Source organism: Mycoplasma aquilae ATCC BAA-1896 (genome assembly GCF_048074525.1).
Taxonomy (GTDB): domain Bacteria; phylum Bacillota_I; class Bacilli_A; order Mycoplasmatales; family Metamycoplasmataceae; genus Mycoplasmopsis; species Mycoplasmopsis aquilae.
On sequence record NZ_CP182208.1, the window covers coordinates 423,027 to 440,851 of the forward strand.

General features: G+C 28.8%; 12 protein-coding genes. All 12 read left to right on the forward strand.

Annotated elements, in window-relative coordinates; genetic code table 4:
• The first annotated feature begins 59 nt into the window (after nt 1-59).
• The 12 genes from ACM0IS_RS01890 (at nt 60) to ACM0IS_RS01945 (ending at nt 17,632) form a co-directional block, all read left to right on the forward strand.
• On the forward strand, nt 60-5,603 hold the full coding sequence (locus ACM0IS_RS01890) for a leucine-rich repeat protein (protein ID WP_416756613.1): 5,544 nt from the start codon (nt 60-62) through the stop codon (nt 5,601-5,603).
• A gap of 128 nt (nt 5,604-5,731) precedes the next feature.
• Nucleotides 5,732-7,561, forward strand: a complete 1,830-nt coding sequence (locus tag ACM0IS_RS01895) for an ABC transporter permease (protein WP_416756615.1) — start codon at nt 5,732-5,734, stop codon at nt 7,559-7,561.
• Nucleotides 7,558-8,265: an ABC transporter ATP-binding protein gene (locus tag ACM0IS_RS01900; RefSeq protein ID WP_416756651.1), complete on the forward strand. Its 708-nt coding sequence runs from the start codon at nt 7,558-7,560 to the stop codon at nt 8,263-8,265. Before ACM0IS_RS01895 ends, ACM0IS_RS01900 begins: the two co-directional genes overlap by 4 nt.
• A complete protein-coding gene (locus ACM0IS_RS01905; protein WP_416756616.1) occupies nt 8,243-9,313 on the forward strand; it encodes an aromatic motif membrane protein in 1,071 nt (356 codons plus the stop codon). The genes ACM0IS_RS01900 and ACM0IS_RS01905 overlap by 23 nt, the downstream gene beginning before the upstream one ends.
• Complete coding sequence (locus ACM0IS_RS01910; protein WP_416756618.1) at nt 9,303-10,340, forward strand: aromatic motif membrane protein; 1,038 nt, start codon at nt 9,303-9,305, stop codon at nt 10,338-10,340. The genes ACM0IS_RS01905 and ACM0IS_RS01910 overlap by 11 nt, the downstream gene beginning before the upstream one ends.
• Complete coding sequence (locus ACM0IS_RS01915) at nt 10,309-11,280, forward strand: aromatic motif membrane protein (protein ID WP_416756619.1); 972 nt, start codon at nt 10,309-10,311, stop codon at nt 11,278-11,280. The genes ACM0IS_RS01910 and ACM0IS_RS01915 overlap by 32 nt, the downstream gene beginning before the upstream one ends.
• Before the next feature lies 1 nt (nt 11,281).
• On the forward strand, nt 11,282-12,172 hold the full coding sequence (locus ACM0IS_RS01920) for a variable surface lipoprotein (RefSeq protein ID WP_416754962.1): 891 nt from the start codon (nt 11,282-11,284) through the stop codon (nt 12,170-12,172).
• A gap of 93 nt (nt 12,173-12,265) precedes the next feature.
• The gene (locus tag ACM0IS_RS01925) at nt 12,266-12,403 is read left to right on the forward strand and encodes a hypothetical protein (RefSeq protein ID WP_416754963.1); all 138 of its coding nucleotides are present in this window, start codon (nt 12,266-12,268) and stop codon (nt 12,401-12,403) included.
• Between the two features lie 38 nt (nt 12,404-12,441).
• Nucleotides 12,442-13,827 (forward strand): ABC transporter ATP-binding protein, encoded by a 1,386-nt coding sequence (locus ACM0IS_RS01930; protein WP_416756620.1) that lies wholly within the window; start codon nt 12,442-12,444, stop codon nt 13,825-13,827.
• Nucleotides 13,811-14,650 (forward strand): ABC transporter permease, encoded by an 840-nt coding sequence (locus tag ACM0IS_RS01935; RefSeq protein WP_416754965.1) that lies wholly within the window; start codon nt 13,811-13,813, stop codon nt 14,648-14,650. Before ACM0IS_RS01930 ends, ACM0IS_RS01935 begins: the two co-directional genes overlap by 17 nt.
• Nucleotides 14,643-15,431: an ABC transporter permease gene (locus ACM0IS_RS01940; RefSeq protein WP_416754966.1), complete on the forward strand. Its 789-nt coding sequence runs from the start codon at nt 14,643-14,645 to the stop codon at nt 15,429-15,431. Before ACM0IS_RS01935 ends, ACM0IS_RS01940 begins: the two co-directional genes overlap by 8 nt.
• Complete coding sequence (locus ACM0IS_RS01945) at nt 15,431-17,632, forward strand: hypothetical protein (protein WP_416756621.1); 2,202 nt, start codon at nt 15,431-15,433, stop codon at nt 17,630-17,632. Before ACM0IS_RS01940 ends, ACM0IS_RS01945 begins: the two co-directional genes overlap by 1 nt.
• Nucleotides 17,633-17,825 lie beyond the last annotated feature (193 nt).

Sequence of the window (17,825 nt, forward strand, 5' to 3'; positions counted from 1 at the left end):
AAATAATTTTAAATGGATAAAAAATGAATAAAAACTAATTTTTAAAGGAGCATATTAACATGCAAAAGAAAGTTAAAACAAAACTGATTAGTGCAACTATTCTTGGTGCTTCATTGGCTGGAGTTTCAAGCCTAGCTGTGGCTTGTTCTAATCCAGTACAAGAAGCAAAAGATAATGCATTAAATGAATTAAAAGTTGATAAAACTTATGAATTTGTGGCCCCTGAAGCCAAAGAAGAAACCACAAAACTTATAATGGGCGCTTCAAGTGTCACAAAAGTTGATCAATATTTAAATGATCTAAAAGCAAAAGCTAATGACATTAAAACCAAAGCTAATGATCTTATTGCTTATGTTAACGATAATACTTTTAAAGTGTTTAATAAGCAATTAGATAATAGCGTTGATTTAAACATTAACTCATTAAGCAAATATCAAGCTGCTTTAAATGCTTTACAAAACTGATATAAAGAGCAAATTAAGCAAGCAATTACAGCTGATAAGTATTTATCAAACGAAATTAAAATGGAGTTACAATCTAATAGTGATAAAACAAATGAAGTTAAAACTTTATTCGATATTTATAATGAATATAAAACCCAAAGTGATAAAGCTTTTAATAAATTATTAGACGATAAACAAGCAACCTATATTTCTGAAATCAAAAAGTTGCAAAAAAGATTAACTTCTCAACAATATGATAATTTTATTAGTCAAATCAAATCTAATAAAGAATTAGAATCAGCACCTTATGATGCTATTTTAAAAGCTGCGAAAGAAACAAATTTTAATAATTTAAGAAATGAAATTCTTGAGTTTATTAAAGACAATCAAGCACGTGAATTTACAGCTGCTTTACGTGACTCATTAGACAACAAAGTTAAAGCGATTGCTGAATACTCAGAAAGCAATTTAACTACATTAGAACAATTGCAACAAGAAGCTCAAGCTAGTGTAGCAAATCAATTATTTGAAATCTATAGTAAGGAAATTAATCAACATTTCTCGTCATATAGTGATGAAATGAAACAAAGACTTCTTGCTCAATTAGCTCAAATGAAAACAAATTACAAGGAAATTGAAGAATTTCAAAGTGTGATGCAAGAAGCCAGAAATATTAATAGCTTATATGCAATTCTAGATGCTAAAGAAAAATTCCCATATCTTAGCCAACAAGATATTGTTGAATTTAAAGATGAAATTCTAAAAACAGCTCTTGTAACTGAAGGACAAATGCAACAAATGCTTAGTTTAATTCAAACTAAAGATTTAGTAAGATACCAAGAGTGAGCAAAAAATCAAGTATCAAATTCATTTGAATATATTTCAGCAACTAACATAACTAAATATATCGGTCAAATTGATCAAGCAAGTAATAATGCTTTTGTTAAAGAAGTTCTTCAAGAAGCTTCTAAAGATAACTTGGCCCAAGCAAAAGGAAGTTTGGAAACATTAATTAATGGCTATGATGCTAGAATTAATATTTTAAAAACCAAAGCTCTTGATATGCTAGCTAATATAGCTATTGAACCAACTTTGGATAAATTTAATAAATTTAGTAAAAATCAAATGCACTTATTAAGTGAAACTAACATTTTTGTAACAAGTAAGTTACCAAGTTTAGTATTCTTTGATCAACCTACAGTATTAAACTTAATTAATGCAATTAATGGTATTGATTTAAGTTTAGACTATGAACAATCACATGCTAAACTTGAAGAAATTCTAACTCAATACCGTGCAAAATATCTACAAGCTGCTAAAGAACAACTCAGCTCTTATTTTGCCCAAAATGATGCTAAAATTACACCTCAAGCTAAAGAACAATTACAACAAAAAATTGACCAAGAGCTTGCAATTAAAGATTTTATTGATGTTTTAACCTATTACCAAACAGTTAAAAATGATATCAGTCGTGCAATATATGACAAGTATCTTGATGAATTAACTAGTGGTTTTACAGCACTTGAAGACAGTGAAAGAGTTCAATATAAAGAACACTTATTACAATTATTAAATGAAAATAAGATTGATGAATTTGCAACTTATTTATTAACTACAATTCAACCTCAAAACCAAATTAATGAAGCAAATGTAAATAATTTAAAAATGCAATATAAAGCAGAAATTGAAGCTTATGATTACTTAAAAGTAGTAAATCCAGCTAAAATTACTGAATATGTAGCAAAAATTGAAGATCCAACGCTGGTTAGACCTTCAATGGTGCAACAAGCAATGCAATATGTCGAAACAAATTACTTTAATAATTTCGCACCTTTTGCTAAAGGAAATGTAACTATTGAAGTAAATGATGCAACATTTACTATTAATAACGGGGTTTTAATTAGCGTAAGCAATTTACAACCTGGTGACTATGTATTACCACAAGTATGAAAAGTGGAAGCTGATGCTTTTGATAATACTTATAAGTCAGCTAGTTCTAATTATTCATTTGCTTTTCCTAACTTAAGAGAAGTAAATGGTACGCCATTTAAATTTAATGGACTTAAGAGCATTAATTTAGGTCACATTAGTACAATTCCTGCTAATGCCTTTAAAGATGTAACTTCATTAAGCACAATTATTGCGCCTGAAGTTACAGAAATATTCAACAATGCTTTTGATAATACTAGAATTACCACATTAGTCGCTCCAAAATTAAAAACTATTGGTTCTAAAGCATTTGCCAACAACCCAAGTTTATCTAGTGTGCAATTTAATTCTGTTACATCATTGCCAAATGACGTATTTGCAAACGATACTGGACTTAGAAGTGCTTCATTTGCTAACTTAAAAACTATTTCTGCCGGTGAAAATAATACAAGTTTATTTGCAAATAATATTGCTTTAACTAACTTAACACTTCCTGTACTTGAAAATATTCCTGATGGATTATTTGCTAATAGTAAAGCAATAAAAACTTTAGCATTGCCTGAAGTAAAAACTATTGGCGAAAACGCCTTTAAAAATTCTAGCGTTGCTAATTTAACACTAGGAAAAGCTACAAGTGTTGGAGCTAATGCTTTTGAAAATTCATCATTAGCAGTAATTTCAGCTCCTGAATTAGCTTTAGTAGGTGATAAAGCTTTCTATAACACTCAATTAGTATCACTTAACTTACCTAAAGTAACTACAGCAGGTAAATATGCTTTTGCTGGAAACAATTTACTTAAATCTATAACACTACAAGCTTTAGAAACCATTCCGGCTGGAGCTTTTGCTCGCAACAAAGTAATTAATGATATTACATTAAATAGTGCTCAAACTATGGATAATGTAGCTAGTGATGATCTTAACGCATTCCAAGAATTAAATACCTTAACTAGCCTTAATGTTCCTAGCTTGAAAAACATTTCAGCTAAAGCATTCTATAATTCACAATCTAATTTAACAATTAGTGCTGCAAACCTAGAAAATATTGGTGAAAGAGCTTTCCAAGAAGCTAAAATTAAAGCACTTATTGCTCCAAAATTAAAAACTATTGGTAATTACGCCTTTAAGAATTCAGCACTTACATCATTAGATTTTAGTAATGTAGAAACAATTGGTGCAGGAGCCTTTATTAATTCTCTTCTTACAGAAGTTGTGGCTAATAAAGCGACTTCTATGGGCGAATATGCTTTTGCAGGATCTAAGAACCTAATCAGTGTAGAGATGAATGAATTACAAACTCTAGAAGCAGGTGCTTTTGGTATGAATCCACTACTTAAATCTATTTCATTTAATAAATTACTTAGAATTAATGATTGAAAAGTTAATGAAGAATATGGAAGAACATCAGCTGGTGCATTCGATACAAATAAGGCATTAACTACTGTATCTTTACCTAAGGTACAATATATAGGGGTCGGGGCCTTTGATTTGTGTGAAAACATAACAAATGTAGATATTCCAGAAGCTTTAGATATTAGAGAAAAAGCCTTTAGACACAATAATATTATTAATCTAGTAGCAAATAAGGTTACACGAATAGATCCAGATTCATTTATACAAAATGATAACCTACAAACAATTGAAATGAAGGCTTTAGTCAAATTACCTGCTGATGCATTTAGAGGTATGAAAAAGATTACATCAGCTAAATTCGAAGCGCTTGAAACCATTACTTCTGGTAGTTACGAAGTTGGAGCCTTTAGTGCAGCTAGTGATTTAGTAACATTTGAAGCTCCAAAACTAAAATCATTAGGTTCATATGCATTCTATAAAAACAAAAACATTACCGAATATAATTTCCCTGTATTAGAAACTATTGAAGATTATGCACTAGCTAATACAGCAATTAAAAATCTCACATCAACTAAATTGATTACACTTGGAAACTACGCGCTAGCTAATACTGCAATTAAAGAAATTAACCTTGATAATGCAGAAACAATAAAATCTGGTGCATTAAGCAATACAAAGATTAGTGAACTAAATGCGCCTAAATTGCGTGAAATTTCTTATGATGCATTACAAAATGTTGCTTTAAGAAAAGCTAATGTTGGACTTTCATCATTGGAAGCAAGAGAAACATTTATTGGCTCAAAAGATACTTTAGAAGAATTTACAGCTAATAATATGTTATCTATTGATACAAATAGCAATAATGGGGTTTTTGAAAACTTTAGTAAATTAGATAAAGTAGTTACTCCTAAATTAGAAAGGATTGGTAATTCTACATTCGCGGGTACGCCATTGAAAACTTTTGACTTTAGTACCATAAAAAGCATGATGTCGAATGCATTTAAAAATACAAAAATTTCTGGCAAAGTTACTGCTAATAAATTAACAACATTAGGCAGTGATGTGTTTGCTAATACTAAAATCACTGAAGTAGAAATGAATGCAATAGAAACTTTACCAAATAGTGCATTTTGAAAAGCTGCAACATTGAAAAAAGCCACATTTAATAAATTAACAACCATAGAAGATGGTGATGCTGAACCTTATGTTGGCACATTAGGCGCATTCTATAATTCAGGTATTCAAGAATTTAATGCACCTGAATTAACAACTATAGGAAAATATGCTTTTGCCAAATCATCTTTAAATCAAATTAGTATTCCTAAAGTAACAACGATAAAAGCATATGCATTCCAATCTTCAAAAATAAAGAAATTTAATTTTGAAAATCTAGAAACAATTGGAGATTATGCATTCGAAAGTTCTTTATTAGAAGGTGAATTAAACTTACCTAAAGTTACTGCAATAGGAAGTTATGCATTAAGTAATACAAAAACTTCTGGCAAAGTTACTGCTAATAAATTAACAACATTAGGCAGTGATGTGTTTGCTAATACTAAAATCACTGAAGTAGAAATGAATGCAATAGAAACTTTACCAAATAGAGCATTCTGAAAAGTTGCAACATTGAAAAAAGCCACATTTAATAAATTAACAACCATAGAAGATGGTAATACTGAACCTTATGTTGGTACATTAGGCGCATTCTATAATTCAGGTATTCAAGAATTTATAGCACCAAAAATAGAAATTATAGGCTCAAATGCTTTTGTTAAGTTATACGAAGTCAATAAAGTAACATTAAAAGTACCAAGTACAGTTCAAATAGCACAAAATGCTTTTGATTCAAAAGAAAAGTACGAAATAGTTCAACCATAAAATACAAATACAGCTGAAATAGGCTGTATTTTTTCTTATTTTTTTTATTACTGTTTAGTAATTTTGTACTACAATATTATATATGAATTACCAAACAGTAATATAAGACTAATAAATAAGGAGAAGAAATGAAAACAACCGCTAGTTATATTTCATTCTTGCATAAAATTGTATTAAAAAAGAAATCCACCTTTATAGTTCCTATTGTTTGAATGGGAATTGCTATTATTCTAAGCATCATTTTTGCGACATTACAATTAAATGATCTTAAAAGCAATTTTGTGATTTATGCAATAGTTTTTGCAGAATTATTAATTACAATCTTTTATGCAAGTATGAAGTCACTACATATATATAAGGATTTAGAAGAAGAAGGAGTTGAATTATTAACTTATTCAAAACCTATTTCTAGAAAATCAATCTTTTTAGGAAAATTTAGTATTTTTATAATATTTGGAGCTTACTGAGGTTTAACTATGCTACTTTCTAACCTATTTATAGGATTAGGAATGCATTATGTTTATTTAGTAGCATATACCTTACTATCATTTGTAGTATTTTTCTTAAGCTACATTATGTTTGGAATGATTGCTTCAATTATTGGATATAAGCTAAATGGAAAAATAGCTTTAGCTGTACCAATGGTAGCTTTTACACCTCTTGTAATTGGAGGGAGTGTAATTGCTTCTCAATCAACAGCTACAAGTAACAATTTAGCATTTTATTTAAATGCGCCACGTAATTTACAGCCTGCTGGTAATAAGGCTGACATTGAAATGTTTTATCTAAATAATGATCAAGATAGTTTTTATATCATGCCAAATGGTTATGATGCTAATACCTTTAGTGCTAACCAAGCAAATTATATTAAACAAGCATATAATTTTTCAAAAGCTTCAGCTAAGGAATGACAAGCATATTCATGATTAATTATGCCATATCAATTAGTTGACATCTTTAATATAGAAAACAAAAATATATTTGATAGTTTTGCAAGTAACGTAAGTAGTAATCTAGATAATTATATTTACTACAACCATTTAGATTCACCTGCATATAGTTATGCACTTAAAACTGATGCAAGTATGCCTAAATATCAAATTTCAATATCAGATATTAATAAAAAACAAATTAAAAAGGATGTGTATTTAATCCCAGGAGCTTTAAAAAATCAAGTTAATCCTGATTTAACCGGACTTTTTACTAATACTAATATTATTTATGTAAGAAATGGTGCGAATGATTTTAATATAACTTTCCCTGAAGATTCTTACAGTAATACAATCGGTGATACATTAGTTGGAAAACTTGAATGAAAATACTTAAAAGAATTACTTAATTCAAGAGTATTTAATGCATACGGGCAAAAATTTGTGCGTGAAATCTTAAATGACGAAAACTATAAAGAAGCCGAAGCAAATGATTATTCATTAATTGCTGGATTAATTAATAATAAGCTTCAAGCTGAAATTGATGATGAAAACTCAATGCTTAATAAGCTAGATGATGCTAATGTGACAGTGCTTAATGATGAAGCCATAACCAAAAAAATTATTAAGTCAAAAACTGAAAAAGAAGTTTATTTATTAAGTGCAATGTTATACTTCATTTATTTTAACTACAATAATACTAATTTAGGTAATGCAATTTTATACAACAGCAAAACAAGTGATTACACTCCAAAAAGCTATGAGTTTCAAATTGGAGGATATACCTATAGCATTGGTGGATATGCAAGCTACAGTACAAAACAAGAAGTAAAAGACAATCAAGTTGTGATTAGATATGACTTGAAAAAATCAAATAATTATTTATTCCAATCACTTGATCAAATGTATCAAGTAAGTCGTGATAAACAAATTATTAATAAATATGGATTCATTGGCATTTGAATTGCTCTTGGATTTATCTTCATCTTAATTAACAATGTACTATACATTAGAAAGGACTATAGATAATGGATATTTTAGAAGTAAAAAACTTAAGCAAAGTTTATCAAGATAAACATGAAGCTCGTGGAATCTTTAATCTTAATTTTGCAGTACCGCAAGGTTCATTTCATGCCTTTATTGGTGAAAATGGTGCTGGTAAGACTACAACAATTAAATCTATTATTGGTTCTTATGATAAATATGATGGAGAAATTTTAATCAACGGTATTAATGCAAGAAAACCTGAATCCAAAGCTAAGTTAGGATATGTGCCTGAAAATGCAATTTTCCCTAAAGAATTAACTACTTGAGAATATTTATATTCCTTAGCCTTACTGTCAGGAATGCCAAAAGCACAAGCTAAGGATAAAATAAATATGTTACTTGAAAAGTTTGAAATTAGCTCACTTGCTAAGTCAAAACCATATGCTTTCTCATCTGGGCAAAAGAAAAAGGTTTTATTAATTCAAGCTTTAATTAATGATCCTGACTTAATTATTCTAGATGAGCCAGCTGCTAACTTAGACCCAACTGCTAGATATCAATTATTTAGCTTACTTGAAGACTTACATAAAGAAGGAAAAAGTATTTTTATTTCTTCACACGTTTTGAGTGAAATTGACAAATATGTTGATTCTTATACATTAATACATCATGGAAAAATTGTTTCTTCAGGGATTAAAAAACAACCATTGGAAGATATCTTTTATGAAAAAGTTATTAAAAAATAAGTTACTATGATTATCCCTAGGTTCTTTACCATGCTCAGTTACTATGGTAGCTTGCAGCAAACAAGATAAACTAAATGATGATGATATTAAACTTAAAGAAATTAAGCCTTTAAGCCAAAACCAAATTAAATTAAACGAAATACTAAAAACACTTAATAGCAATATACAGGAACAAGATTTATATTTAAAAACTCAGCAAAATATTCCAGCAGCAATTTACACAGAATTAAAATCAGCAATGATTTATGCCAATATTTCAAATGTAAAAGTGCTTGAAAAATCACCAAGTACTTTAGCCGGACAAGTCAAAAATTCAATTAATTCAATTGTTAATGTTTTAAGTATTAATTGATATTGATACTTAGATCACTTATCTCACAATACCTATGTTTTTAATCCATTTGATGCTGATTACAAAAATTTAACTGGAATAGATTCAACTTCTAATCAAAATAGTACTTTATCAACTGAAAAAAATGAAGAGAAGCAACAAGTAATTCCTCGCAGTACTCAAGAATTATTTGACTATGTAGCGGAAAAATATGGTTCATACTCGTTAACACTTAATGATGCTAAAATAATGAAAATTCAAAGTTTTGAACTGCCTGCAAAAATCAAAGATGTTTATATAAGTAAATATTTAAACTTCTTGGTACTGGATCAAAATCGTTTTATTCCTTATTTCACATATAACAAAATTATAAAGAATGAGAAACAAGAAATTATAAAAAAAGCTATTTTAATAATCCCAGATGTTTTTTTAGTTTTAAATAATGATATTGATGGTACTATTAATGCCTTTGTACAAGCCTTTAAAACTGCATATCAATCCATCATTCAATCTGATATAGATTATGCAGTTAAAACTGGTGAGCCAAATGATGAACAAACAGCTGCACAAGTATACTTAAAGCATAATGATGCAAACTTAATTCAACTATATAATGAAAATAATTATTCTACGATATTTTATAAAGCTTTTATGGAATTAAATAAAAGTAAAATGCAAATTTTAAGATACACATGAGGGGAAATTGATGAAAACTAAATGAAAAATTTTAACTATATTAGGCTTTGCTCCATTAGGATTTGCAACAGTTTCATGCAGCAATTATGAGCAAGGAACTAAGTTAAATGCATATATTGATTATGATAAAGACACTTCTCCAGCAGCAACATCTGCAGAAGCCTTAAGTCATCAAAAAATTATGAATCAATTACTTTCATTAGTGTACAAAAATACCCCAGAAGCACAAAATGCAAAAGAAATTTATCTACTAAAACAACAACAAGATCAGGGTACTATTTTAGCTAAGTTTACCGAAATAGCATCAGAATATAAAAAGATCTATAAAAGCATCAATATTGGTGAGCTAGAAGCAAAAATCAATCGATTAAATTCTATGCTAGTTTTCTTAAGAGGTGATAAAAAACGTTATCAAGAAACCTTAGATGAAATCAAATCATTACAAAGTCAAATTGATGAAGCAAAAAATAATAAACCAGCCATCTCTGCTCTTGATTATTTAGCACAGTATAAAGAGTTAATTAATCAAAATTGATATTTTATTTTAAATAATTTAGATAAGTTTGATTGAGATTTTGTATCAATGGCATTTAATCCTTATGAACCTACAAGCAAGAAAAAAATGCTTACGGATGAATATATTAATAATGCTAATAAACAAAAACCTTTTACTACATTAAATTTCAAAGATAGCTATCTAGACGATATTAAATTAGGTGATGAGTCTTCTGAAATAGGAGATAATGATGCTTACTATATCAAAAAAGATAAATTAGTTTTCCGCATTATGATTAGAAATATTTCAAGCAATATTTCACAAGTAGATTTAAGCTTTGTTGGAATTTATTTTGGAGCTGCACAAGCTAAAACAATTTCACTTAACTTAATTTCTCAAACTATTCATAGTGGATTTATTCATGACTATGAATCAGGTCTTAAACAATATCAAGAAGATATGCCAGTAAAGCAAAGATATGGTTATCCAGCTTTTGTATTCCCATTTGGAAAGGAGCAAAATGAAAAAGTCACTGAAAATAATGCTAACTAGTTTTTTTGCTTTAACAGCAGGTTGTGCAATTCTTGCTCCTAGCATTTCTGCCATTAGCAATAAACAGCAAAAAGCTACAACAAGTATGCTGTCTAAGCAAGAATCAAATAAAGACATTAATGCTAAAATAAATGATGGTATTAAGTTTGAAGATGACTTAACATTGCGTTGAAAAATGTTTTTAAAACAAGCTGCAATTGAATCACTTCTTAATGAAGTGTATGGCACAAATGCTGAAGCAAAAGAAAAATATATTGCTTCTCAAGAAGCTTTGTTACATAATGATTATTTAAAACAGTTATCAACAGCACTCAAATATGCTAATGTTATTACTCGTCAGTCTTCTTCATATGAAGAGCCAGGTGAATTCTTTTGAATGACATCACGAGCATATCCTTACCCAGTAAAACAAGCTGATAAAGTTATTGATCAAGCTAATGAAACTAATTGATTGTGAACTTTATTTAATATCAATCGTTTTATTTTTATGCAAAATAGCACTTTTACTCGTGATAATAATGAATCTGAATCTTCATTTAGTTTAAGAGACCATGAAAATAAGTTAATTTATTCAATTTTCTCAAATATTAAATCAAATATATTTACACAGTTTGTTAAACAAGTAGAAGCAAACTCAAATGATGTGCATTATTATTTATTAAATAAAGATGGTTTTATTTTACAAATTGATATTAGCAAACAAATAGATGACGAAACTAAAGAAGTTACTGCTAAAGCTAGTGTTTTTAGTTACATCAAAACATTCCCAAAACTACTCAGTGCAAGTAATAAAGATACAATTTTTAATTTAAATAAATATGTTTCTTTATTTGCTTCTTTTGACTTAGATAATTCAAATAAAACTCAAACTGAGGAAGTTTTATACAAAGATTATTATGGAGGTATTCTATTGCAATATTCAGCAATAGATGTTAAATAGCATGAAAAAATTTAAATTTCTCTTTTCATTAAGTATTTTACCATTAGCTAGCATGCCTTTTGTGGCAGCAGCATGTGATGGATCTGGAACTCAAACAAGCTTAAGATTAGCAAAAGAACACTTTGCAACAGAAGTAAAAGCTGAATTAGCTAAATATAATGTTCATTTTTCTTCTCAACAAGAACAAGCTTATCAAAATTTTGATATAAAAGCATATAATGAAATAAATCAATCTCTACAAACGAATGCTAAAAGTATCTTTGCGCTTAAAGCTGAATTAGCTAATGATTCTTTAACTGCAGAACAAACTTCAGCTAAACAAGCTCAAATTAATCAATTATTGCAACAAAACGAAGAGATATTATCCTTAAATTTACTACCTTATTTAAAATACTTATATAACTTTACTACCAAGTTTTATGATTATGGATTATTGACATTTGAAAAAGAATCAAATACACATGCAGTTCATTCTCCAAGATATTTACACTGAGCTGCTAATGTTAAAAATGAATTTTCAGCTAGCAATGAGGCTATTCACAAGCACTTTACATATAATCGTAATAACGTAAAGCCAAATATTCTAGTTAAACACTTGACTTTTTCAAAATTACAAGATTCTGAGAAAAAACCAGGATATAAAGTTCTATATGTTTCATTTAAAAGCACAATATTAAAAATTTATGTTTCACCTGAGGGAGCAATAACATTAGATCCTTTATGTATATACTTCTCACAATCAGATCCAACTAAGGCAGTTAACCCACAAGAAACTCTTGAAGCAATGGAAAAAAATGAAGCTAAGTTGACTAATAAAGATATCAATCTGTTTGAAGAAAAGTTCGCTACAATGCCAGATATTAAATACCCTCAATTTAATCTTATTTATTAATTAACTTTTAAACCTATAAAACAGCAGAATTTACAACATAAGAAATTGTAAAATTTTGCTGTTTTTTTGTTATCTTTTAGTAAAATAGTCAATATGAAAAATAAAGCAATGTTAATTCAAATTCTTCAGATCAAAAATATCTTTAGAGTTTTTAATGATATTGAATATTCAAGTGCACAATACTTAGTTGAAGAATACTCTGAAAATTTATATGATACTGTCTCCCTGTAAGCATAATTGATTTTTAAAATTATGAAAGGAGACACAAAATGGCAAAGAAAAAAATCAATAAAGAAGAACAACCAGTTATTGAATTAATTGATGTTGTTAAAGAATTCCAAGACAAAACTGTTTTACACAGTATTAATTTACAAATTAAGCGTGGCGAATTTGTTACTTTACTTGGGCCTTCTGGATCAGGTAAAACCACAATTTTAAGACTAATTGGTGGCTTTGAATGAGCTACTCGTGGTGAAATTAAGTTCGATGGTTATGACATTAAAGACTTAGAACCATATAAAAGAAATGTATCAACAATTTTCCAAGATTATGCTTTATTTCCACATTTAAATGTTGAAGGTAATATTGCATATGGACTTAAACTTAAAAGAGTTCCTCGTGAAGTAATTAATGATAAATATAATGCTTTATACCAAAAGAAATTAGCTCAATGAACAGCGCTTTCAGAAGCAAAAATGGCTCAACTTGACAAGATTCAAGAAAAATATGAAGCTGAACTGGAATCTACAAAACCTGGAACATATCAATACAGAAGACGTCAAAATTGACTTGATGATTCTGACTTCAAATACTCATATTGAGAAAACTATGTAAATCAAAAATCTGAAGCCTTTAAAAATCGTTATTTCAAACGTAAGATGACCAAAGATGAAATGAATAGCAAAATTGCTCAAATGATTGACTTAGTTGGACTTAGTGGCAATGCTACTAAACCCATTAGTGCACTTTCAGGTGGTATGAAACAAAGAGTAGCACTAGCTAGATCTCTAGTTATCGAACCTGAAATTTTATTACTTGATGAACCTTTATCAGCACTAGATGCTAAAATTAGAAAAAAAATGCAAGTACTTTTAAGAAGCGTACAGCAAGAATTAGGACTAACCTTTATTTTTGTTACTCATGACCAAGATGAGGCATTAGAACTTTCAGATCGAATTGCAGTTATGCGTGATGGAAGAATTGAACAATATGACACACCAAAAAATATTTATGACTACCCAGTAAATATTTGAGTAGCTAAATTTATTGGTGATTCAAATATTTTTAACGCTAAATTCAACCCTAAAAATGGAAAAATTAAACTCCTTGGTAAAGAATTTAAAACTATTCATGAAATGGATGAGTTTGCTCCAAACGAAATGTTAGATGCTTTAATTCGTCCAGAAGATATTGATATTAACGCCAACCCATCAACAACAAAAGACAAAATTGCAGGAAAAATCGTTGATATTTCATATCGTGGTTCTTATTACTACTTAAAAGTGGAAATTGCTGAAGATGAATATATTTATGTTGAAACAGCTAAAAAGTTCGATTTAGATGAAAAAGTTTATATGAGTTGAACCATAGATTCAATTCACTTGATGAAAAAAGATCCGAAGTGAGATTATTCAAATAATGATTTCCAAAATTAAAGATAAACTTGCTCTAAATCGTAAGCTTTATTTAGCTATCCCATATATTTTAGTGGCTATTTTACTTATTATTTTGCCATTAATTATGATTATTTATTCTGCCTTTTCGGTTACAGGAGATAACTTTAATTCATGGGAACTAGTAACAAGTAAAAACACTTGAAGAATTATGGGGCGTAGCCTTTGAATTGGACTAGTTTCTGCTATCTTTTGCCTAATTATAGGCTTTCCGTATGCTTATTTTATTTCAACCTCTAAATCTAAAGTTTTTCGGATTTATGCTTTAAGCTTAATCCTTTCTCCGATGGCTATTTTTACCATTGCAAGAGTTTATTCAATTAAAGCTTTATTTTTGGCAATTTTTGCTTCAGATCCAAAAAGTTTAAATAATGAGATGTTTATTGTATTTGGACTAACTTATTTAAACTTACCTTTAATGATTATGCCTTTATATACAGTATTTAAAGACATGCCTAAAAACATTGTTGAAGCAAGTAATGACCTTGGATACAATAATGTGCAAACAATTTTCAAAGTTATTATTCCTTATGGAACTAAAGCGATTTTATCTGGTTTGGCTATGATTTTCTTAGCCAGTGCAACTACCTTTATTATTTCAGCTAAATTGCTACCAGATGGATCGCAACACCAATTAATTGGAGATATTATTAACTCAAAGATTAACCCAGGAAATAAATTTGACCTGTCAGCTGGTTCTTCTTTAGTTATTGTTGTTTCTTTAGTATTTATTTCAATTTATGCATTAATGCTCTTTATACCTAAGTTAATTTTTAAACTTAAGAAAGGAGCACACTATGAGTAAAATTAGCTCATTTTTAAGAAAAAGTTACATTTACTTAATTCTGGCAATAGTTTATATTCCTCTCTTTTTTGGAGCAATTTTCACATTCAACGAAGCTACTCCAAAAGGTTTATTTAACACAACTTGAACTAAAGGAACTGTAGAAAACTGAATTCATTTATTTGACAATGATAGAATTTCAGCATTAGTAAACTCAATTTTGTTAGCAATTATTGTTTCATTCTTAGTTTGTGTTATTTCGCTAGTTACAGTTTATGCTTTATATCGTCAAAAAAATAAAACTGTACGTGGATTTGTTACAGCTAGTTCGAATGTTCCTCTTATTAACCCTGATAACATTACTGCAATAGGACTTGTTTTAGTCTTTGGTGCTTTCTTCGGGGTGGTACAAACTGATAATGAAGGATTTGCTCGTGTTATCGTTGCTCATACCGTAATGGCAATACCATATGGAATTTCTTTAATGCTACCTAGAAGCGAAAAATTTAATAATAACTTATTTGAGGCAAGTCAAGACCTCGGATATTCAAAAATTAGATCATGATTTAGAACATATTTCATTTATATGATTCCGTCAATCATTATGGCAGTAGTGGTTTCTTCTGTACTTAGTTTTGATGACTTTATTATTACACGTACTGTGTCTAACTCACCTACACTTGGAACTAAATTATATGAAGGTTCATTTGAACCTTGAGGACTTGTTTTAGGAACTATTATTTTATTTATTACAATAGTTGCTAATATCATTTACACCTTAGTTAAGAAGAATAAAAAGTAATGAGAAAACTTTATCGTAATTTACTTATTTGTTCCAGCCTACTGGTTACAGGGGCAGTTGTAGGTAGTGCATTAGCTTATAAAGCTACTCACCAATACAAACCAGCATTTTATAACTTTAAATCATATATGTCAGAAGACAATCAAGATATTTTGAGAGAGCACTTTACATATACACAGTTTAGTGAAATTAGTGAATTTAATAATGCACTAATAAACCATAAAGCTGCAGCTGGAGTAGGAACTGATTTCCTAGCTGCTCAGCTTGCTAAAAAAGGTTTAATTAGTAAAATTGATTATTCAATTCTATTCAATGACCCTAGTTTAAAAAATAATTATCAAAAAACTAAAAATATAGTTCGTTTATTTTTACGGGATGAAATTTGAAATCATTTAGCACACTATAATGATGAACTAGCACAAGCTAATAAAGGCGAATTATGAGAATACTTTTTCCCATATTATTCTCAAGACGCTGTAGTGGCTTATAACACCCGTAAAAATCCAATTGCACCAGCAAATCGTGAAGATGAAACAGATCAGCTATCTGGTATTGCTACTTCATGAATTAAAGAACAAGATTTTAACAATAAAGAAGCTTATAATTCATTTATTAACGTATTAAAAGCTGTACATGCTAATGGGTTTAATTCTTTTATCATTACAGACGCTATGCGTGATAATATGCTTTATGGATCTTCATATTGACTTTTACCTGACGGAGAAAGAACTTCAAGCAAATTTACTGGTGATGTTAAATCAGATACTTATAAAATTTTAATTGATTCATTTAAGCAATTAATTAAAGATGGTACTGGTTATGATGTTCGAAATAATCGTCATATTTCATTTGAAGGTGATGGATTAGAGCTTTTAAATCAGCTAATTAATCCAAAACGCCCTGATATTACAGCTGCCATTATGTATAATGGTGATGCAATTGATGCTTACTATGGATCTGATAACTATCCCGCAAGTGAAAAAGAAGAAGCATTAGGAATTAGCCATGATGGCGATATCAGAGTGATTAAACCTAAGCAAAATTTATTATTAGTTGATGGAATTATGCTTTCTTCAGCCAATAATGAACGTGAAAATTCTTTATATTTACAAATTCTTGGCCAAAGCATTTATAGCAATTTGAATGCTTACTGAGAAATTGGGAAAGATCAAATTTCATTAGATAACTATAATAAAACAGCAAAAGTTCAATTTAGCGAAAATGTCACTGCTCAAGTTTGAAAGAAAATCCAAGAGCAAGGCGCTTTTAAACATCTATGAGATCCTAGTTTATTAAGTCAGCCAATTGAGGAAAATCAAGTAAATGAATTGATAACTAAATATAGTGATTTAATTAACTTATCATTGCCTCAAAATAAATCATGATTTGAAAAGTATGCTCATATGCAAGCGCAAAGAGATGAAGAGATAGAAAATTATGATGCTAAAATCAACATTGCTCCTAGCATGTTACAATCTTATTTTATTGAGTCAAAAGATGCATTATTAGAACAATTCTTAGCCTTTTTAAATGATTCAGAAGCTAAAAATATGACTTTAGAATCTCCTTCTAGCGAAGATGCTATATTAAGTGCTATTGTAGCAAGTAATAAAGAACAAATTCAAGAATTTATAGCACAAGAAGAAGACAAAAAAGATGCTTTAGCCTTGTACCTAGGTCGCAAAATAGCTTTTATTGATATCTCTGATGAGGAAAATATTGAAGGTTGAGGTAACTTAACTAACTTCAATTACATTAACTATGTACCTACTCAGGAAATTGATTATCAATTAGTATTACGTAACTATTTTGCTGATGTAGTAGATGGTCAAGACAAAAATGTAATTGACATCTATAAAATAGTTGATGTTTCAAATCAAAGTGATAAGCTTGAAATCTTTGCTAGCGAATTACAAGAATTAATTAATAAGTTTAGTAGCAATTCTACTTTAAGTGATGAAGATCGTGAATACTTAGATCAAGCTGAAGAAAAATTAAACTTAATTAAAACAGCTTTAAATCAAAATAATGAAGCTGAAATCGATAATTTATTAAATAATATCGAAAAAGAAAAACATAATCCAATTATTATTAAGGCTTGAAAGAACAATGGAATTATTGAACATAAAGCTCTAAGCCCAATTAGTGAACAAATTTCTTCAGAAGCTTCACAATATTATTTTATGGAAACAAAAAGTTAAATCAGGAGCAATCCTGGTTTTTTATAAAAAAAAGATACTATAAATAATTTTGTGTAAATTTGTAAAGATAAGTTTTATAATTCTTATGGTATACAAATTATACATAATTTATTAAATGTTTTTAAACCCACAATGTTTGTATTGAGAATTCTTAAAATTGTACTCTTCAAACATTGCAACAAGTATTTTCTCC